7 protein-coding genes and 2 rRNA genes are annotated in these 21,953 nt (G+C 55.9%); 2 read left to right on the top strand and 7 right to left on the bottom strand.

Going from position 1 to position 21,953, the window contains the following annotated elements; genetic code table 11:
* Positions 1-13: 13 nt before the first annotated feature.
* Positions 14-2,803, top strand: coding sequence for a TlpA family protein disulfide reductase (locus ACGY09_RS18485; protein ID WP_397568895.1), 2,790 nt, complete (start codon positions 14-16; stop codon positions 2,801-2,803).
* Between the two features lie 148 nt (positions 2,804-2,951).
* Here ACGY09_RS18485 and ACGY09_RS18480 read toward each other — a convergent pair whose 3' ends face one another.
* On the bottom strand, positions 2,952-3,992 hold the full coding sequence (locus ACGY09_RS18480) for a methyltransferase (protein WP_397568894.1): 1,041 nt from the start codon (positions 3,990-3,992) through the stop codon (positions 2,952-2,954).
* Positions 3,993-4,557: 565 nt separating this feature from the next.
* Between ACGY09_RS18480 and ACGY09_RS18475 the strand changes: the two genes are divergently transcribed.
* Positions 4,558-12,909: a right-handed parallel beta-helix repeat-containing protein gene (locus tag ACGY09_RS18475; RefSeq protein ID WP_397568893.1), complete on the top strand. Its 8,352-nt coding sequence runs from the start codon at positions 4,558-4,560 to the stop codon at positions 12,907-12,909.
* A gap of 228 nt (positions 12,910-13,137) precedes the next feature.
* Here the strand turns inward: ACGY09_RS18475 and ACGY09_RS18470 are convergent, their stop codons facing one another.
* From ACGY09_RS18470 to ACGY09_RS18445, 6 genes are all read right to left on the bottom strand, one after another.
* The gene (locus ACGY09_RS18470; protein ID WP_397568892.1) at positions 13,138-13,827 is read right to left on the bottom strand and encodes a DUF1080 domain-containing protein; all 690 of its coding nucleotides are present in this window, start codon (positions 13,825-13,827) and stop codon (positions 13,138-13,140) included.
* Positions 13,828-14,014: 187 nt separating this feature from the next.
* Complete coding sequence (locus ACGY09_RS18465) at positions 14,015-15,406, bottom strand: Gfo/Idh/MocA family protein (RefSeq protein WP_397568891.1); 1,392 nt, start codon at positions 15,404-15,406, stop codon at positions 14,015-14,017.
* A gap of 377 nt (positions 15,407-15,783) precedes the next feature.
* Positions 15,784-16,347 carry a DUF2617 family protein gene (locus ACGY09_RS18460; RefSeq protein WP_397568890.1) on the bottom strand — a complete coding sequence of 188 codons (564 nt, stop codon included), beginning with the start codon at positions 16,345-16,347 and terminating at the stop codon, positions 15,784-15,786.
* 301 nt (positions 16,348-16,648) lie between these two features.
* Positions 16,649-18,376 (bottom strand): NADPH-dependent assimilatory sulfite reductase hemoprotein subunit, encoded by a 1,728-nt coding sequence (locus tag ACGY09_RS18455; RefSeq protein ID WP_397568889.1) that lies wholly within the window; start codon positions 18,374-18,376, stop codon positions 16,649-16,651.
* A gap of 516 nt (positions 18,377-18,892) precedes the next feature.
* Positions 18,893-19,002 (bottom strand): 5S ribosomal RNA (gene rrf / locus ACGY09_RS18450).
* A 75-nt stretch (positions 19,003-19,077) separates the two neighbouring features.
* Positions 19,078-21,894: ribosomal RNA gene (locus ACGY09_RS18445) — 23S ribosomal RNA — on the bottom strand.
* Between the last annotated feature and the right edge of the window lie 59 nt (positions 21,895-21,953).

Below are 21,953 nucleotides of genomic sequence, written 5' to 3'. Positions count from 1 at the left end.
GCGACGAATGGGCATGCCACTTCGACGGGTGACGTTTTTGCTGATCTCCAGTCTGGTCGCAGCTGCGTCCGTCTCGGCTGAGACACCGGCAAACGTCAGCCCTCAAGCCGTCCTGCATTTGACGAATGGTGACTACATTACGGGGTCCCTGACGCCGTCGGCCAACCCGGAGACATTCGGCTGGCTGTCCCCGATCTTCACCCAGCCGCTCGCCTTCGAACTGGCGGGTGTTCAATCGATTCACTTTCCGATGCCGGACAAGCTGCCGACTCACGCCGGCGATTACTGCGTTACCCGCACTGGTTCCGATGTCCTTTTCGGCAGTCTCGTCGGCATGGACCCCCAATCTGTTGTCCTCGACGTCAACCATCTCGGCCGCGTGACGATCGACCGATCCACGGTGCTGCGATTGTTCCGAATCAAAGGAAATGCCGAACTGTTCTTTGTCGGCCCGAACGGACTGAATGGCTGGAAGGCATCGGGAGCCGAAGAAGGCTGGCGGGAAGATGCCGGAAGCCTGGTCGCCGAGAAAGCGGGAGCGACCTTGTACCGCGACTTCGGCATGCCAAGTCTGGCGAGAATCGAATTTGAACTCTCGTGGTCCTCGCAACCCAGTTTTGAATTCGCCATCGGGGTGAACGATGAGGCTCGAACGGTCATGCGGGCGTTCAGCTTTGAAGCCTGGGAAAACGACATCATCGTCAAACGCGAAGGAGAGAAACTGGCCGACATTGCCAGCCTTCAATCCAATATCGGCAAATCCGGGCGGATCCATTTTCAAGCATTTCTCGACCAGCAGAATGGCCGATTGCTCGTCTATTCTTCGGACGGAAAAGATCTGGGTGAATTGAACGTCCCGTTAGCAGAGCCCAAAACTTACGGCGGTTTGCAGCTCACGAATCGCAGTGGGAATATCCGCCTGGAAAGTCTCCGCATCAGTCGCTGGAACGGCGACCTTCCACTTCAAGTTGCCAACGATCAGTCACGCATCCATTTTCGGGATGGAAAAATTGTTTATGGGTCCATCGCGTCGTTTGATGCGGCCGCGCGCGAGTTCATCGTCGGCGAAGGGGCCGATGCCACCAGAATCCCCGAAGATCAAATTCAGGACGTATTCCTGTCACAAGCAGAAGAAGTCCCACCGCCCCCCCTGCGGGTCGCCTTCTTCGAGGGTCACAAGCTCAGCGGCAGCCTGATCGATACGAGTGAAGGGAAAATACGACTGAAGGTGCCCGGCATCCAGGAAATCGTGACCGTCCCCACCGAGCAGTTGCAGTCTCTGTTCGCTGTGGCACCGCAAACCGAACAGACAGGGACACAGGATTCGGCACATCCACGAGGACGACTGGAGGCCAAGGGGACACGCCTGCATGGCTCACTGGTCGACACTCCCGAGAACACGTCTCAGCCCCTGGTCTGGCTGGCGAGTCGAAGCAACACCCCGGTCCCGTTCAAGCTGGGATTGTCCGCACGAATCGTCTACCGCGAACCACCTCCGTCAGTCGCATCAGAGACGATTGAGATGCAGCAACAAGTCGCTCAAGCTCGCATCCGTGCCCGTCGCGGAGGAGGGATCGTTGGTCAGATTCAGTCGCTGTTTACGGACGGAGACCCAGGCAACAAGAAAAAGAAATCGTCCAAGACATCGGAAGCCGTATTACACTTACGAACTGGCGACAAGCTGCCATGCAAAATGGTCAATGTCGACGAAAAAGGAGTCCTCCTTGAGTCAGACGTCTCTGAGATCAAGTTCGTTCCAAACGAAGAGGTTCAGGCACTGGAACTGATCCCCGATGCGCCGGCCACACAAATTCAGTCACTGAAGCGTCAGCGTTTACTCACCCTTCCCAGGATGCAGCGAGACAACCCTCCCACGCATCTGATCCGTTCTGTTGATGGAGACTACCTGCGTGGTCGCCTGATCTCACTGGATGCTGAACAGCTGCAGATCGAACTGAGGCTGGACCCCAAAATCATCCGGCGTGATCGGATTGTTCGCATTCTGTGGCTTCATCCCGACTCGGCCGAGGATGGCGACGACCCGAAAGGACAGGAGAGTACGGCTGAAGTAAACGCCGAAGAGGGATACATTCAAGCCTTGCAAAACGACGGCAACCGGTTGACGTTCACTCCGGAAAAACTGTCCGGAGAGATCCTCACGGGTCGGAGCGCCGTGCTGGGAACTTGCCGCGTCAACCTGCAGCAGGTGGATCAGATCTTGTCAGGTGATGCTGTAAAACTGGCTGCCGCCGGTCTCCCCTTCCACGACTGGAAACTGAAGCCGGCGGCGGAACCGCTCGCCCCGAGTGAAGGCTCGGAAGAAAGCGGTGAGGGGCAGGATTCGTCATTGGTCGGCAAACCAGCACCAGACATCAATCTGAACATGCTGGATGGAACCAAATTCAAACTTGCGGACCACAAGCAGAAAGTTGTCGTACTCGACTTCTGGGCCTCCTGGTGCGGTCCCTGTCTGCAGGTCATGCCCCAGATCGACAAAGTCGCTCACGAGTTCGCCGACCAGGGTGTTGAACTGTTCGCTGTGAACCTCGAAGAATCTCCAGACAAAATCAAGGGGGCACTTGAGCGACTGAAGCTGTCGACAACAGTGGTTATGGACAGCAACGGTCGCATCGCCGAGAGATACGGTGCCACATCAATTCCGCAGACCGTTATCATCGACCGTGAAGGGAACGTTGCCCGTGTTTTCGTCGGCGGCGGAGCCCGGTTTGATGAACGACTTCGATCGGCTCTGACGGCCGTCCTCGCAGGTGAAGCGCCCAAGTCTCCGGCCGCGGCCGAATGACCTCTGCGGAGGAATCGGGGGCTTATCAAGCGGTCACGACAAACGTTCGGGGGGCCAGTTCGAACGCGTCAGCCCACTTGCCGTTGAAACCGTTCAACGCCGGGTGGGGACGTTGACCGCCCCCCTCTGACCAGTATGGTCCCGACTGTTACGTTTTCTCTGCCGACAGTAATCCGCAATGAATCAACGTCGGCACCACCTCCCCTGTCACCAGTCCGGCGTTCTGCATCCACGTCCGGTACTCTTTTGCACTGTAGGCCCTTCCTTCGGTCAGCGTAAATAACGCGGCAGAATACAGTGCGATCGGCAGCGGTCCATCCAGTTCGTCGTTCAGGAAGACATCGTGAATCACCAACCGCCCTCCCCTGGCCAGGGAACAGGCGGACTTTCTGACAAGCTGCTCGCATTCGGGCTCATCCCAATCGTGCAGAATATTCGACAGCAGAATGACATCCGCAGCGGGAAATGGATCCGCGAACATATCTCCTTCGATCAGTTGCAGGCGATCCGATACACCGTACTGCTCTGCAAACTCCCCGGCGACTTTGAGCACCTCTGGCCGGTCGAACACGATCGCACTCAGGCGCGGATTTTTCTGCAGACAGGCGATGCTGTAGATTCCCGTCCCGCCCCCGACATCGAGCAGAACGCCCTCGGTCATATTCAGTTTTTCAGCCAGAACCGGTGCGACGTTCTTGGCCCGGCCTGCCAATGCGAGCGTCAGGCGACGGGCAGACGCTTCCTGCTCCATGGCCGACTCCAGTCCGTCCCGATAGATGAAGGCAGCTCCTTCGTCGCCACTTTTTGCGTGAGCGGGTCGGTTGGTCCGCAGCCGCGCGACCATCTCGGTCACACCGGGACTTTCTGCTGCCAGTCCGATGTAGTCTCCGACAAAATGATCCTTTCCGGGAATCAGATGATTCTCAGCAAGTGCGGAAAGGGAGAAGGTTCCACTCCGGTCGACGTCCAGTAACTGCATGGCGCGCAGGGCCGTCAGCAGAACAAGCGCGGGTCGCTGCTCGAGCTGCAGTTCCTGCTTTAGCTCGTTGAGGTTCATCGGGCGCGCAGCCAGGCGCTCGAAAAGTCCAAAGTGAGCCACCGCGGCGGTGAGTAACTCGCTGCCATAGCTCCCCCGAAAATGGACGAATAACGAAGTGGGGTCGAGGGACGGAGATACGGCTTGTTTCATCGGGCGATGTCTCGTCGAAGTAGCGAATGCGGCGGGTACCTACCTTGGATCCGTAGCCGTGGTGGCGTTCCAGCACACAGTGCCAAAAGGTGATTTCTGTGAAAGATTCAGCAGGCGAATGCCTGGTGAAACGGGCTTCGCCTCATGGTAGCCCTTTTCGTCAGGCATGACAGCGATGTACAGAGTGAGTGTCGCTGATCACCACTGGATACCCGTTTCCGACGTGTGGACGCGAACACCTCTCTCACTGATCTTCTGCAGCGGGAAGATCGAGCAATGTGCTGCTGCGGGACAGTCATCGCCTGCCTGATGGCAGAAACTGCCGATCGCAAGCCGGTCGATACAGAAGGACTTTTCGCGCAAGTCGTTATTTCACGCAAGATCCTCACAGTCCGTACAGTTTCACTCATCAGACTGCGTGACAAAAGCCGAATAACGATGAGACGCGATAAATTCGTCACAGTCCGCGCACCCGTTGCGGGCTGAAGTTGGGAAGTATAGGTCGACCCAGTTCGACTTTCGGCTGGAAATGCGGATTCACGGATCCTGCTGGAGAGAGACGTCCATGCAACGTGTGAACATTGGCTTCGTGTGCCTGTCGTGGCTCGTTTTGGCCAGCGCAGTCTCCGCGCAAACGGCAGTCGATACCTATTCCGATTCAGGGGTCGCTGAAGTTCAGAACTTCAGTGGAGGCGGCGTGCTGCAAGGCACCTACTTCGACATCCGGCACATGACGGGTGACGGGGTGGGTTACCGTGACAGCTATAGCCAGATTGGCGTGTTCACGCCCATCTGGGTCAATGAAGACGCCTTCATTGCTCCCAACGCCCGGCTGATCATTACGAACAGCTCACAGATCGGTGTGAACGCCGGTCTCGTGGGTCGTAAGTATGTCGACAGCCTGGACCGGATCTTCGGTGTCTACGGCTACTACGACGACGACGAGAACTACCTCAACAATCGGTATAGCCAGTTCAACGTGGGTGCGGAAACCCTCGGCGAATGGTGGGACCTGCGAGGGAACGGGTATTTCGTCAACGGGAGCAACGATAACTTCGTCGCCCCGCTCGGAATCAGCGGAAACCCCTACTTCGTCGGCAACTCGCTCGCCTTCAACGGATTGCAGCTTCGCGATCAGTCGATGAGCGGGGGTGATATGGAGTTTGGTGTCCCCGTCTCGGCATCAGCTCAATGGCTGCGAGCCTACTCCGGCTTCTATGCTTATCGCACCTCAGAACAGAACACCTTCGGTTACCGTGGACGAGTCGAAGCGATGATCAGCAACGACCTGACGGTCGGTCTGGTCATCAACCAGGACCGCCTGTGGGGTACCAACCTGAACGCCACAGTCGATTTCCGTTTTTCGGGTTTCCAGCCCACCCGCTACTTCCCCAATCTCTCTGTCCGCGAACGCATGCTGAACCCCGTTCAGCGAAACTGGCGTGTTGCCACCCACACCTACAATCAGCAGGTTGACATCGCTGCGATCAACCCTGAAACCAACAAGCCTTACTTCATTACACACGTTAATAACAGCAACACCAGCGGCGGCGACGGAACCTTCCAGAACCCATTCAAAAATCTGCCAGGCAATGCTCCCGGCGATATCATTCTGGTGCATAACGGCAATTCCAGCGAAGCCAATCCTGTCACCGGATCAATCATCCTCTCGGACAACCAGCGACTGCTGGGTACGGGCCGACTCTCGACTGTTGACCTCTACGCCCGTTACGGAAATACGATCTACGGCAACTTCGATTTGCCCGGGACCAGCAATTCGGGGATCTACCCCTATATGAGAAACGACAATGCCAGCCTGAATGGTGGCAGTGTTGTGACTCTTGCCAACAACAACGAAGTTCGCGCCCTCAATTTCACCAATTCGGCCGGGGACGCAATTCGTAATACCAGTGCAGGGTCACGCAACTTCCTGCTGCACAACCTGGAAATCAGCGGCAATGGTGGTCGTGGAATTGCCCTCACCAATGCTTCGGGCGGCGGTGTGATTCGTGACATCAACGTCGGCACAGCCAACCACGCCAATCCGTTCGGCTACGGCCGAAACGCAGGGGGCGGGATTCAGATCGATACGGCTGTGCCAGGTCTTGACCTGTTCATGTCCAACGTTCAAATGAACGCCGACGCCAGCCAGCCACAGCCCTTCGGCGTGAAGCTGAACGCAGACGATTCCTATCTGAACGTGATGATGAAGAATGTCTTCACGAACGGTAACGGAACCGGTATCCAGTTGAGCGAAACCAGCCAGCAGCTCACCGCTTACATGGACAACGTACGCTCCAACAACAACTCCAATGCCGGTATTCAGATCGACGGCACCGGCGGTTCTATCACGGTCTTCGGAACCAATGTTGCAGCCATGCAGAACGGCTCCAACAACCTGCAGATCGGTACGCAAGCGGCTCCAATCAAGACCTCGACAGTCGGCGTCACGTTCTCAGAATCCAACTTCAGCAACAGCGTGGGTGGATCGGGTATCGTCTTCAGCCAACTGGGCGGTGCCGGCACTCTTAACCTGACCAACGTCAACGCGATTGGAAATGCGGTCGACGGCCTGGGAATCTACGCCACAAACAACACGTTGATGAACGCCAACGTCCGCGACAGCCAGTTCCAGAATAACGTGCGTGACGCCTTCCATGTCGAAGGAACCCTCGGCTCGACGGTCAACCTGTTCGTAGACCCAACCGACGCCTCGGGAAGTGGCCGCGATGCTCTCCACTATCGTTTGAATGATTCGCGACTCAATGTCGCCTTCCTGGAAAACAACCTCAACAACAGCGGTCGCAGTGCGGTCCACGGGGAACTGTCTCAGAACTCGGTCGTGAACCTCTTCTTCGACTACAACACCGCTCGGAACTCGGGTGGCGATGGCTTCTACCTGAACGCCACTGGCAACTCGTTTGCAAACCTGGAATTCAGCCACGGAACACTTGCTAACAGTGGTCGCCTGGTGAACGGATCCAGTGCCTTCAACATTATCTCTGACAACTCGACCATTAACCTCTTGTCGAACCTGTCGCCTGCAAACAACATCGCTCCCAACGGATCGGTCAGCAACCAGGCTTACGGTTTGAAACTCGACCTGAAAAATGCCAGCCTCTTCAACGGCAACATCTACAATGGCGACTTCTCGGACACGCTGGTGAACGCTGTCCGCATCGATGCCACAACGGGATCTGACGCCGCTCTGACCCTGCTCAATACCTCGGGCAGCCGCAGCGGATCTGACGGATTCGTCGCCAATGTCGACTACTCTCGCGTGATGACCGACTTCACCAACAGTGACTTCAATAACAGCGGCCGTGACGGGATGAACTTCAAAGTCTCTAACGGCGGAATCCTGAACTCACGCTTCAACAACAGCAGCCTCAGCAACAGCGAAAGAAGCGGTATCTACGGTGACGTCAGTGGCGCCGCCTCAGTCGCCTCGATCTCGATGCTGAACGGCAGCAATATCAACAACAGTGGTGCGAACGGCGTCGAATACATCATGAATGATGGTGAATTCAACTTCGCGTCGCGCAGCTCGTCGATTTCGAACAACGGTCAGAACGGTGCCGGCAGCGGTGTGCTGGGTGTGATCAACAACGGTGCGGTGAATCGCCTCGATTTCGCCAACGCCACGATCAACAACAACGCTGACAACGGGATCTTCGTCACCAGCCGCAACGATTCGATCGTTCAGGCGTCGGTCAACCTGGGCTCGGTTGATAACAATGGCACGAGCCTGATGTCACTCCGTGGAAACGACGGTATCCGTCTTGATATCGAACGATCACCATTCAGCTTCCTGCAGGTCTATAACGGTGCCAGTGTCAGTGGCAATGGTAACGACGGAATCTCGATTCGAGCTGACCAGGGAACCAACTTTGTCGGAGCCATCGGCACCGACATCTACGGTCGGGCTGGCCAGGGAGTCCGGATTGTCAACAACGGCGTTGCACTGCCTCCCTTCGTCAACAGCCGAACCGGCCTGGAAGTCGTCGCCACCTCCAACTCGCAAGTTGGCCTCAGCTTGAACTCGGTCACACTGGGGAACACCTTCCCATTCGGTTCACAGCAAATCGGCATGAACCTCTTCGCGAGCGGCAACAGCCATATCGATGCTTCGGTGGTCTCAAGCAACCTGTCGAACAACGCTGCGAATGCAGTGAACACGACCGTGACCGGTCCAAGTTCCGAGATCAATCTGGCGATGGCGAACGTTCAGGCCGACCGCAGTGGTTCAATCGGTGGTCTGTTCAATGCCCTCAACGGCGGTTCCTTGAATGTGTATACCTCGGCGAATACCTCGTTCTCACAAAGCGGTGGTGCGGGGATGTTTGTACGGGCTGATGGAGCCAACAGTGTCGCCAACTTCAACCTGGTTTCGACCAGCCTCGACGCGAACGGTACCTTCTTCGGTGGTCAGGGCTTCTTCGGAGTCGCATCCAACGGCGGCAACCTGAACACCGCCATGGTGACCTCGTCGGTCTCCAGCAACGCCAACCAGGGTATCCAGCTCACAACCAACAACCCAGGTTCGCTCACCCGGATGAACGTGGTTGGATCCACTGTCGACTTCAACGGATCGGAAGGCCTGTTGATCAACGTGGGTGACGAGGGCGAAGTTCAGTATCGCTCGATCGGCAACTCGTACAACGGCAACGGCAACAACGGAGGACTTGATGGTGTGAACGTCACCGCCGTCGGCAATGGTGCCTCTGATTCGGCCAAGGCCCTGCTGCTGTTCTATGGTGACACCATGGACTTCAACGCAGGCGACGGGATTTCGCTCACGGCCCTCGATGGTGCGACTCTGACCACCTCGATCGAAGCCGGAACATCGGCCTCGAGCAACGGTCGCTACGGAATCCAGGTCGACGCATCCGGTACCAACACCAAATTCAACCTGTTGATGACGGGCTTGAACACCTTCGAAGGGAACGTCCTGGGCCCGATCGCAGGATTGGACTTCTCGTTCATGGATCAGGCTGTGGTTTCTCTGACAGGCTCCTATGACACGACTGGCGTCCAGGCAACCTACACCAACGTCAACAACGGTCTGTTTGCTCTGTCGGGTCCCGGAACGGTGAACTCGGCAACCGGCGACGGCGTCAACGTCCAGATGACCAATGTCACCAACGGCTCGGTACTGATCAATGGGGTTTCGAGCATCAACGATAGCGTGGGTGACGGCATCCAGATCGGAATGAACAATGTCGCAAACGGTGCCATCAACCTGTTTGGCCCCACCGAAATCGCTCGAAGTGGCGGTCGCGGAATCGACATTTCTCTGACCGACACGACTCTGGTCAGCAACCTCGGCCTGAATGTGGCTTTGGCTCCTGTCGAAGTTCTGACGGTTACCGACAACCTGAGCAGCCCGCTGAACAACCAACTTCCTGTCCCTGTCGTCAAGGAACTGCTGTCGCTGGGAACCGTGGCCAACACCGCTCTGATTGTCCAGGGCCAGACCGTGACCAACAGTGGTGCTGAGGGAATCGCTGTAACCCTCAACAATTCGTTGATTGAAGCGGGTGAGACCTACTTCTCGCAGAACTCTGTGTCGCAGTCCACGGGGGACGGAATCCTGATCACTGTGAACAACTCCATCGCAGACGGGATCAAGATCGTGGGAACCTCCAGCAATTCAAACACCGGCAACGGTCTGAACATTGTTGGAAACGGCGCTTCACTGCGTGACCTGACCATCAGCAGTGGTGGCACCGGGGTTAACACAGGACTCGACTTCACGATCACGGGCAACACGTTCCCCGCCGGTGGGGGTACCTTCAACCTGATCAACACCTCGGGGACATCCACGGCTGACGTGACCGGGTTCACCCTGGACACTTCAACCTCTGTCTCCGGAGCAATCTTCAATACACAAGGTGGGGCCAATTACCCCTTCACACCTTACAATGGCACCGACGTCACCACGGGTCTGGCTACTGTGAATGGAACCGTGGTTCCAGTCCCCGGAGCTGACCCCTATCCTCCAACCCTGGTTGACGATTTCAGCCAGCTGCTGGAACTCACCTTCACCAGCTTTGCTCCCGGTGAAAACTTCCAGTGGGACAACGACTTTGACCTGACGCCCGGTGGAGACGAAACTGTCTACGGCAGCGACCTGATTGGTTCGACGATTCAAGTTGACTACACCGGTGGACTGACCCTGGGTGGCACGCTGGTGGCTCTGCCTGGAAACCCCGAAGGATCGCACTTCGTGGCCACCACGGGGAATATCGGACAGAGCTCCTTCTCAAGCAACGGTGCTGACGGGATCCAGTTCAACCTGAACAACACGGATCTGTCAAACCTGACGGTGGCGGGAGCTGTGATTCAGTCCAACGGCACCAGCCAGGTCGGACACGGGATCGAATTCACCGGTAACGGTGGGACGGTCACGAACAGCACGCTCGATAACATCACGCTGGTTGGTAACACCGTCTCGCTGAATACCGGTGATGGGGTGCGACTGGTCAATGCTCAGACGGTCAACTCGACGATCAACATGATTATCAACGAGAACTCGATCAGCCAGAACACCGGTTCCGGACTGAATATGACTCTCGTCAACGGCGGTCAGGATCTGCGAGCCAGCATCGCCCGCAACATGATTACCGAGAACGGACTGAACGCTGCGAACCCTGCCCTGAACGCTGCCGGAATCAACGTGGTGCTCGGCGACAATGCCAACTACACGGGTGGATTTGACAGCAACACCATCAGCGGAAACGGCACTCAAGGTGTCAATCTCCAGATGGGTCTGAACGGTCAGATTACCAGCAACTTCACCAACAACGTGATCAATGGCAACCTGGCTGAAGGGATCAACCTGGCTCTCAAGAATGGTGGTCACTTCGAAGGGGCCCAGTTCTACGGCAACCAGATCGGTACCGCAGCGGAGCGTAACGGTGGCATGGGTGTGAAGCTGGTTGTGCCTGATCAGGCCAGCTTTAACTGGAACCTGGGTGATACAACCCGTGCCGGGAACGAAATCACCGGTAATACAGACGCCGGTGTGGGAATCCTGATGACGGGTGGTTCAACGGGTGTCCTGAATGTCGCAAACTCGACCTTCAGCAACACGGTTAACGGACCAGACCAGAACTTCAACGGCGACGGCCTGCGAACCTTCCAGCAGGGTGCCTCATCCCTGACCGGAACCATGGTTCAGTCGACCTTTACCAACAACGTGGGCAACGGTGCTCAGATGACCGTGACAGGGAACAACCTGGGTGTCTTCGCCTCTCTGAACAACTTTGTTGTCGGTGGTGCGACAGCGGACCTCGGCAACACCTTCACCAACAACGGAGCGAACGGACTGGAATTCTCGCGAACGGCTGATGGTCAGATCAACAACATGACCATCCAGCACAACCAGTTCCTGACCAACTCGGGCAACGGTCTGGCTGTCCTTGCAGCGAACGAGTTCCGCACCGACACCTACACGATCAACGATAACCGTTTCGTAGCGAACAGCCTGAACGGCATCCTGTTCGACGAACGTGCAGATGCCAATATCCGAGCTGACATCGCACGTAATACTATCACCAATAACGGGGCCAACGGAATTCAGTTGATTGAACAAGTCAACAATGCTTCCGACCTGCGTGGCACGACCGGCACCTGGACGCAAAACCTGATTGCGAATAACGCAGGGGATGGTATCGCCCTGAATGGACGGACTGTCGGTCTGGTGATCTCGAATAGCCAGATTACCCTCAACCAGCAGAATGGTATTGAAGTGACAGGTGCTGGTTCGTTAACCATCGACCAGAACGAAATCACCTACAACGGAACCTTGGCGAACCTGAATACCGCTGCCTTGAACGCAGGTATCAAGATGGACGTGGCACCTACCAGTTCCATCGTTGTTACAAACAACCTGGTTGACAACAACTTTGGCGACGCGATTCAGTACCAGATTTCCGCAGGCTACAGTGGTTTCACGAGTAACGTTGCGATCGTGAACAACGAAGTGACCAACAACCATGGTCGTGGTATTAACATGATCAACCGTGGGTATAACACCACCAACGCGACAATTTCCAACAACTATGTTGCAGCGAACAGGCTGGAAGGTGTCTACATCGTCAACACCGCCTCGACAACCCAGGCCATCTGGGCATCGAGCACCACACCGCTGGTGGCGGACGGGAGTGTCTTCTCAAGTCCAAACCTCAATCTCGTGATGGACGGAAACACGGTCATCGGCAATGGTCTTAACAGCGACCTGACCGGTACCGGCCTGGTCATCCGAATTGGTACCAGTGACGGTGGCTATGGCTCAACCTTCGCCGGTGGATTTGCGAGCCAGGGTTACGGTGGGGTCGTTGCGAGAATCGATAACAACTTCCTCGGGGGTAACTTCGGTGATGACGTCCTGTTCCACTCGTTCGTCTCTACCGTTACACCAGTAACCTCAGCCGGAACATGGAGCCCGACCGAATTCCAACTGGATGCTTACCAAAGCGATCCACTGTCGCGATTTGACCTGACCTATCGCAACAACACGACGGATCCAGGTTCATTCGATCAGTTCGGAACGTCGCTGGGTGGATTCGCCTCGCGTAATCAGGCTCTGGTTGCCTTCTACAACAATGCCGAAGGCGTCTTCAAATCCCGTCAGTTTGATGCTGACCCAGCCGGGCCGTTTGTCGGTGCAGAAAGAGCTCGTAACGCGACCCGACTGGCTGCTCGAATTCCGTTCTACAACGCACCCATCGGAAGCGCGGACTTCTTCCTCTATCCCGGTATGGGCCAGAGCGTCTGGCGTGCCAGTGCGGACAGCGATCCTGTGTTCGTTCGCGATGGCTTCCCATACACCAACACGGGCGACGCGAACGGTTTCTTCCTGAACGGGGTTGGAAACAACGGCGAACTGCCTTACGGATGGGGAACATTCTAACGACCCTGACCTGACGGTTTAGCTCCTGCGGGCTGAATCCTCAGAATCAACGACGAGCACCGTCCTCACACCCCAGGACGGTGCTTTTTTGTTTCCCGCTCATCCCCCTGCCCCGACCTCCACGGGCGCTGCGAGTTCGGATCACCGTCAAATTGGTCCCGATTCCCATATCTGTATGTAAAGCGGTCCTTAGAGCGGCGATCACCGTGGCAAGCCCTGATTCAGCACTCATTTCAGCGGCAGCAGTTTGATATTCCGGTACCAGCAGTCGCTTCCGTGATCCTGCAAACCCAAATAGCCCTTGCGAGGATGCTGCTTGTAAGCGACATCAAATTTGTGCATCGTTCCATCAGGACGCCGGTTCGGCTCAGGCCACTCATCCAGATCGATTCGATTGACATGCTCACCGTTCAGGACAATTTCCAGGATATTCCGGTTGCTGGTAATCACCATCTGATTCCACTCCCCGGCAGGCTTCATCGCGTTCTTCGCTGGCTTGACCAGATCATAGAAGGCCCCCGTGTCGTGGAATCCCGCTGTCGTCGTGTCATCAATGGCGACTTCAATTCCATTAAAGCCGACATCCTTGTCGGGGCGTGGCGTCAGCGGAAACGTTCGTACAAAGATCCCGCTGTTGCACTTTTTCGAAATCTTGAATTCCAATGAAAGCCGGTAGTTCTCCCAGACTTTCTCGTGCACCAGCATGTAATCGCAGGGATGAGGATTCAGACTCCCCTCCTGGACATGCGTTTGAGGCAGTGGCTTTTCCTTGGGACTTATCCAGCCTTTGGTGGAGTGACCATCGAACAACAGGATCCAGCCTTCCGCTTTCTCCTGCTCCGTCAGAGTGTTCTCCTCGGCGAGTATCGTTCCCGCACCGGCGATCAAAACCACTGCCAACATCAGAAAGAGGCGCATCGATCCTCTCCTTCGAATATGAGGTGATATCAGAAGCAAGTCTCTTACTCCCGTAAACGACAGCCGCAGAAGCAGAACACCGCCAGAGATAGAACCGTCAGGTACGACGAGGACACCCGGCGAAAGCGACGGATGGCGGGGCCCTGGTCAAGTCTGTCACAATCCGAGCACACCACAGCACCGGCGGTCACAACGTCCAGTCCGTTCTGTACTCGGTCTTCACGAACTGGTTCAGTTCCGGCACATTCTTGACGCGGAGGTTCTCACTGTCCCACTCCAGCCGGGTCCCAGGTGCGCGCAGTGATAACACACCGAGCAGGACCGTCTCGGTCATCGGGCCCGCATAGTCGAAGTTGTCCACTGGACGCTTTCCCCCTCGGATCGCCTGGTACCATTCTTCGTAGTGCCCGGGGGAGCGGTCGAATGTCTTCGGTACCGCCGCCGCTTCCTCCTGCAATTTGGCAGGCAGCACGTGAGGCATCCCGCCGTGTGACGAATGGAACAGCTTCCCGCGGGTACCGACATAAAGGACACCGTTGTCAGGCAGTTTCTGTCCAGGTCCCATTTCGGCCGGGGTCGGTGGCATCAGTCCGCCGTCATACCAGGTCATTCGGACAGGTGGCAGTTTTCCTCGCGCAGGAAACTCGTACGTGATGATGGCGGCAATCGGATAGGTCTCGAAGTTGGGCTGATTCTTCTCCAGCACAGATCCGTCGAGTGTCGTTCGGGACTCGACGGATGTCGGGGCTCCCAGATTCAAGGCCCATACCGGATGATCAATGATGTGGCACCCCATGTCACCCAAGGCACCTGTCCCAAAATCCCACCACCCCCGCCAGTTGTGAGGTGCGTAGGCCGGGCTGTAAGGCCGCTCGCGCGCGGGTCCCAGCCACAAATTCCAGTCCAGCGTCGCAGGAACCGGGGGCGTCTCGGCAGGTCGACCAATCCCCTGCTTCCAAAGCTTGCCCGCACGATCAGACCAGGCGTGAACCTCCGCCACGTCACCGATGATCCCCGCCTGAATCCATTCATTGGTGAGTCGAGATCCCTCTGAAGCGTGTCCCTGATTTCCCATCGAGGTGATCACGCCCGCCTGCTGAGCTGCCCGGGTCAGCGCACGACATTCATGAAGAGTATGGGTCAGGGGCTTCTGGACGTAGACGTGTTTCCCCGCCTTGATCGCCGCCATCGCGGCCACACCATGGATGTGGTCCGGCGTCCCCACCGTCACCGCGTCGATATTTTTCGCCTCGCGGTCCATCATCTCGCGAAAATCCTGATACCGGCGTGCTTCCGGGTGAGCATGAAACGTCCCGGCTGCGCGGGTCTCGTCCACATCGCACAGGGCCACAAACCGGGCTCCGAGTTTCGTGAACGTGGCAATGTCACCTCCCCCCATGCCGCCACACCCGATCCCCGCCATCAGGGGGCGTTCCGACGGAGGAGTTTGACCGGGACCACCGAGTACGTGTCTCGGCACAATCGTAAACCCAAACGCGGTCGACGCGGCGGCAGCTTTTAAGAACCCGCGACGAGAAGAACCCGCTGCGCTACGGGACGAACTCGGCAGATTGGTCATGGGTGTTCCTGCATCTCGAATGACGTGGGAGCCAGAAAAGAGAGGATTCCGGTTCACAGCAGACCGCTGAGGACCGATCGAATCACACCATACCGAGATCGCCCGGAAACTATCAACCAGTGCTGATACGAAATCAGTCCTCCCTTTGATCGCTCATCAGTCCCCCCGTTGAAGGAGCGAAGTGAGGCCGCAGAGCGAACGACTCACTACTCAGGTTCCGCTTGCCACGACCACAGTGAGGCTTTGTTCGAAACGAAGCGTCAGTTCGCGGATCGCTTGCCGAACGAACGGGGCATGAATGTGAAAGAGAAGTCAGGCCGGCGGTGAGCTCGCCCTGCGGGATTGGCCTGCTGCAGACGGAACGGAGAGGACCGCGCTCATTTGTCAGCCGGGAGGTCATTCTGCACAAAAAGAGACTGAGTCTTCACGATGGCGCTGTGCTCGGGAAACGTATGGAACGCATACACCAGAATGCTGTCGCGTGCCACTTCCATGCGGATCAGACTGAGCGGACCGGGCAAGATTCGATTGGCGGCCGGCAGGCGAATGGACAAATCCGCACGGTTCAGATCCTGCTCAAGCTCTTCATTCATTCGCAAAAAGATATCCAGGTGGAGTCGCTCTAATTGGCAACTGACGTCATAGCGCAGCCCCGTTTCAAACTGGACCGATTCGGTTTTACAACCACGCAATCGATAGTCGATGATTCGACTGAACGTCGGCACCACTTCCCGATGATCGACGATGACTTCGGTCAGCGAGTGACTGGCGGTCTGCAAGGCGAGTACGTGTCCCGAGGCATTCAGCCGTACGTCCAACTGCATTACGGAGTTCGACAATGTGAGACTGGTACCCCGTTCAAACAATTCGGGATGGAGTGCGCGACAGAATGTCCGCAAAGTTAGGTCTGAGACGTCGGGTCGAATCACCTGAGCTGACATGATACCCCTCTCCAAGCCAATCACAGCGGATGATTGTACGGCCCGCCGCCCGGGCTTTGCCATGCCCAACCTGAATGGAATTTCCCTCACCCAAAACCTCCCTCGATAATTCAGGATCAGGGCGACAGTTCAAGTTTCTGTGATTGGGAGCAATTTCAGCAGAGACCCCCTGCGACCAAACGAAACTGCCGCAACCGAACAGCACGTTCAATTGCGGCAGTTTTCAATCAGTCGTCCCGACAGCGAAACGGTCTCGGGATCAGAGATCGGGAGTACCGTCCTTCACGAGGCAACACCGCTTTTAGAGTGTTGCCACCTCGAGAGCCTGCATGGCGGCCTGCCCCTGTCGGTGACAGAAATCGCCGAAGCTTTCACCATTGATCCGATTGGCTTTGTAATGACGGAGCGTCACAGCCAGAGTCGAAGCGACCTTTTCCTGTGGGACAGAGTCTTTGTAGATGTAGGCCAGGCGGGTCCCCTCGGCGTTTCCACCCAGGTAGATCGTGTACTTGCCTGCGGCTCCCCCCACGCCAGCCTGCTTCCCGACCAGACCAATATCCGGTGTGTAGGGTCGGGCACATCCGTTGGGACACCCGGTCATGTGCACCGCGATTCGGTCGTGCTGAATTCCGAGCTTCGCCATTTCGACTTCCAGTTCGTCGATAATGCCTGGCAGCGCCCGCTCGGATTCCGTAATCGACAGACCACATGTGGGAAAAGCGGGACAGGCGATCGAGTATCGTCGCAGCAGGGTCAGTTCATGATCCTGCTTGATCCCGTGCTCGAACAGGATCCGCACGATATCGGCCTGGTCTTCCGGACGAATATCGCAAAGGATCACCGACTGAAGCGCCGTTAACCGCGTGGGCATGCGATACTTCTCAATCAGCGTCCGCAGCCCGGTCTTGATCCGGCGCTCTCCCTCGTCCTTGATCCGTCCACACTCGATATTGATACCGAGGAACAGTTTGCCATCTCCCTGCTCGTGCCAGCCGATGTGGTCATCGACATCAGTCACTTCCACAGGATGCGGCGCGGGGAGCTTCTGCCCGTAGTACTCTTCAACTTTGGCTTTGAACCATTCCAATCCGTAGTTGTTGAGCGTGTATTTCAACCGGGCAACCTTGCGGTCTTCACGGTTGCCGAAGTCTCGCTGCACCTTGACGATCGCTTCCGCAACGCCCACCACTTGCTCGGGCAGCACAAAAGCGAGCTTCTGGGCAATCGCGACGAACGTCTTCTCGGCACTCGGAGTTTTCCCCTGTCCTCCGCCGACCAGAACGTTGTAACCAACAATCCGATCTCCCGCGACCACAGCGAGGAAGCCAAGATCATTCGTATAAACGTCGATGCAATTGTCTTCGGGCAGCGCGATCGCCGTTTTGAACTTCCGCGGGAGATACACCTTTCCGTAAATCGGTTCATCCACAGGGGTGAACTCGGCGACATTCGTCTTCTCGCCCGATTCATCCGTCAACCAGATCTCATGGTAGGCGGTCGTCCGCGGCTTGAGGTGCTCGGCAATCGCATCGGCCATTGCCTGCATCTGATCATGAACGGGGCTGTTCTTGATCGGTGCGGGACAGCACATCACATTTCGCTCAACATCACCGCAGGCCGCGAGCGTGGTGAGCAGGGTCTGATTAATTCTTTTGACTGCTGCTTTCAGATTTTTCTTGATCACACCGTGGAGCTGAAAGCCCTGACGAGTGGTCACGCGGAGCGTTCCGTTCCCCAGTTCGTCACAGATGTCGAGATGATCCAGGAACTGCTGGGCCGAAACCTTCCCCCCCGGAATTCGGGTTCGCACCATAAAGATGTACTGCTTGCCCTTCGCCGTCCCGTCAGGATTCTTGGCTTTCCGGGAATCGCGGTCGTCCTGCTGATAGATGCCGTGATTCTTCATCACCTGCTCGGAATCTTTCCCGAACTCGCGATCGTGCAGCAATTCCTCAGCCAGAGTCCCTCTTAACTGACGGCTCCCTTCCTTGATCTCTTCAATATGGCTTCGCTTCACCGGTTCCGACATCTCGCAACGCTCCAACTCTATTCTAAAAGACCCGCAAAGGGTGATCCGCCGACAGGAGGACACACCCTTGTCATCTCTGGTTCAAGTGCAACGGAAGTATAGAGAAGCAATCCACTTCCCCCAAGATGGGAAGAATGCATTTCTCATTCAGCGGAACCCGGAAAACACCCGGCAAACACCCGGAAAACGGTATCCCGCCGAAACGGATCCCCCGCCCCAGACGCTAACTGGACTCTCGCGGCTTGACGGTTTCAATCCGAGGTCACAATTCAGAGTCCCTCGTCACCAAACTCAGAAGGTCGGCACCCGTTCCAGCGACCGGGCAAGAACCTTGCCAGCCATCGAAAAACCAAAGGTGGAAGCTCTCTGACACCGAAAAACCCATCCTATGCACCGAACCTCTCCGCTCCCCTTTCGTTCCAGCCGTCGAGGTATGCCAACAGCGGGCAACGGAATTTGTGCAGGTACGTAAAAAAAGACCCACGAGCAAGCTCATGGGTCTTTTTCTTGTAAAACGCCCGGCAATAACCTACTTTCACGCTTGTAAGCACTATCATCGGCCACAAGAGCTTAACGGTCGTGTTCGGAATGGGAACGTGTGTTTCCTCTTGCGTATGGTCACCGGACTTTATTTCTCAGAGGCTTTCACCTCAGTGATAACAAAGTTTATGCGATAAGAGCTGGCAAGATTCTAGAACAAAGTGGTCAAGTTGTCGTCCATTAGTATCGGTCAACTGAGACGATTACTCGCCTTACATCTCCGACCTATCAACCTGGTCGTCTTCCAGGGGACTTCAGGATTTCTCCATCGAAACCTAATCTTGGGAGAGGCTTCGCGCTTATATGCTTTCAGCGCTTATCCCGACCGAACTTAGCTACCCTGCAGTGCCACTAGCGTGACAGCAGAAACACCAGAGGTTCGTCCCTCCAAATCCTCTCGTACTAAAGAGAAAACCCCTCAAGTTTCGTACGCCCACAGCAGATAGGGACCAACCTGTCTCACGACGGTTTAAACCCAGCTCACGTACCACTTTAATCGGCGAACAGCCGAACCCTTGGGAGCTTCTCCACCCCCAGGATGTGATGAGCCGACATCGAGGTGCCAAACCACGCCGCCGCTATGGACGCTCGGGCGTGATCAGCCTGTTATCCCCAGAGTACCTTTTATCTGTTGAGCGACGGCCCTTCCATTCGGAACCGCCGGATCACTAGGTCCGACTTTCGTCTCTGCTCGACTTATAGGTCTCGCAGTCAAGCACACTTCTACCCTTGCGCTCTTCGCCTGATTGCCAACCAGGCTGAGTGTACCTTTGAACTCCTCCGTTACTCTTTGGGAGGAGACCGCCCCAGTCAAACTGCCCAACTGACACTGTTCACCATCCAGATTCATGGATCAGTGTTAGACTCCAAACAGGCCCAGGGTGGTATTTCAACGTTGGCTCCACCGACACTAGCGTGCCGGCCTCATCGCCTCCCACCTATCCTACACAAGAACTGTCTAAAGCCAATATCAGCCTACAGTAAAGGTTCATGGGGTCTTTCCGTCTAGCTGCGGGTACGTGGTATCCTCACCACAACTGCAATTTCACCGGGTTGCTGGTTGAGACAGTGCTCCAGTCGTTACGCTATTCATGCAGGTCGGAACTTACCCGACAAGGAATTTCGCTACCTTAGGACCGTCATAGTTACGGCCGCCGTTTATCGGGGCTTCGGTTGCGGGCTTCAGGCAAAACCTTGACCCTCTTCCTTAACCTACCGACACCGAGCAAGCGTCAGACTCTATACGTCCTCTTACGAGTTAGCAGAGTCCTGTGTTTTTAGTAAACAGTCGCTAGAGCCGATTATCTGTGGCCCACCGAAATGGGCACCCCTTCTCGCGAACTTACGGGGTCAATTTGCAGAGTTCCTTAACCAGCATTCTCCCGAGCGCCTGAGGCTACTCGCCTCGCCTACCTGTGTCAGTTTTAGTACGGTCGTGTGCTTTGATCTTAGTGGCTTTTCTTGATTGTGCTTCAGTTCGCTTCGTCAACAAGGACTCGGGGTTTCCCCACGGGCACTTCTAACCGCCCGACGCCCATTCACACAACGTCCCCACATCGCCCACACATCGGTGCAGGAATATTAACCTGCTCTCCATCGTCTACGCCTTTCGGCCTGAACTAAGGGGCCGACTAACCCTGGGCGGAATTACCTTCCCCAGGAAACCTTAGGCTTTCGGCGAACAGGATTCTCACCTGTTTTATCGTTACTCATCCCAGCATAAACACTTCCAACACCCGCTACTGCTCCTCTCGGTACAGCTTGAACTGTGTTGGAACGCTCTCCTACCACTCGCTTACGCGAATCCGCTGCTTCGGCGTTTTGCTTAACTCCCGATCATTGTCGGCACTAGAACACTCGACCGGTAAGCTATTACGCACTTTTTAAATGGTGGCTGCTTCTAAGCCAACATCCCGGCTGTCACAGTATCCTAATGTCCTTTGTGACTTAGCAAAACTTTGGGACCTTAGCAGGCGATCTGGGTTGTTTCCCTCTCGACCGTGAAGCTTCTCCCTCACGGACTAACTGCCGGGTATTCGATATGGTATTCGGAGTTTGGTTAGGCTGGGTAGGCGGGTAGCCCCCCATGCCAATTCAGTCTCTCTACCCCCACATCGAAAAATACCGACGCTAACCCTAAAGTTATTTCGGAGAGAACGAGCTATCTCCAGGTTTGATTAGACTTTTACTCCTCCCCACAGGTCATCCCCTAATTTTTCAACATTAGTGGGTTCGGTCCTCCACGCAGTATTACCCGCGCTTCAACCTGCCCATGGGTAGTTCACCTGGGTTCGCGTCTACCGCCACCGACAAATACGCCCTATTCAGACTCGGTTTCCCTGAGACTACGGCCCTGAAGGCCTTAATCGAGCCGATGACAGTAACTCGCTGGGTCATTATTCAATAGGCACGCCGTCACCCACGTAAGGGGCTCCGACAGCTTGTAAGTGTGTGGTTTCAGGTTCACCATCCTCCCCTACAGGGGTTCTTCTCATCTTTCGCTCGCGCTACTTGTTAACTATCGGTTGCCAAGGAGTATTTAGCCTTGGGAGATGGGCCTCCCGGATTCAGTCCAGGTTCCACGTGACTGGACCTACTTGGGTACCAGACAAAAAACTGAATTACTTTCGAATACGGGGCTGTCACCCTCTGTGGCCTCGCTTTCCAGCAAGTTCTTCTAGCATTCAATTCTCGAAAGTCTGGCCCCGCAACCCCACAAACCGAAGTTCATGGTTTGGGCTATTTCCGTTTCGCTCGCCGCTACTCAGGAAATCGAAATTTCTTTCTTTTCCACCAGGTACTTAGATGTTTCAGTTCCCTGGGTTTGCCTTGCATGCCTATGAATTCAGCATGCAATCATTCAGGAATCCCGGGATCAGAGCTTGTTTGACAGCTTCCCCAGGCTTATCGCAGTCTTCCACGCCTTTCATCGCCTCTTGGCACCGAGACATCCTCCACACACCCTTAATAACTTGACCACTTGGTTTTAGAATCTTGAAATTTGTGTCGCCCGCACACCATTCGTGCGTGAGAAACA

The organism is Schlesneria sphaerica (assembly GCF_044336245.1).
Classification (GTDB): Bacteria; Planctomycetota; Planctomycetia; order Planctomycetales; family Planctomycetaceae; genus Schlesneria; species Schlesneria sphaerica.
This window is presented reverse-complemented; position numbering and strand designations above follow the sequence as displayed.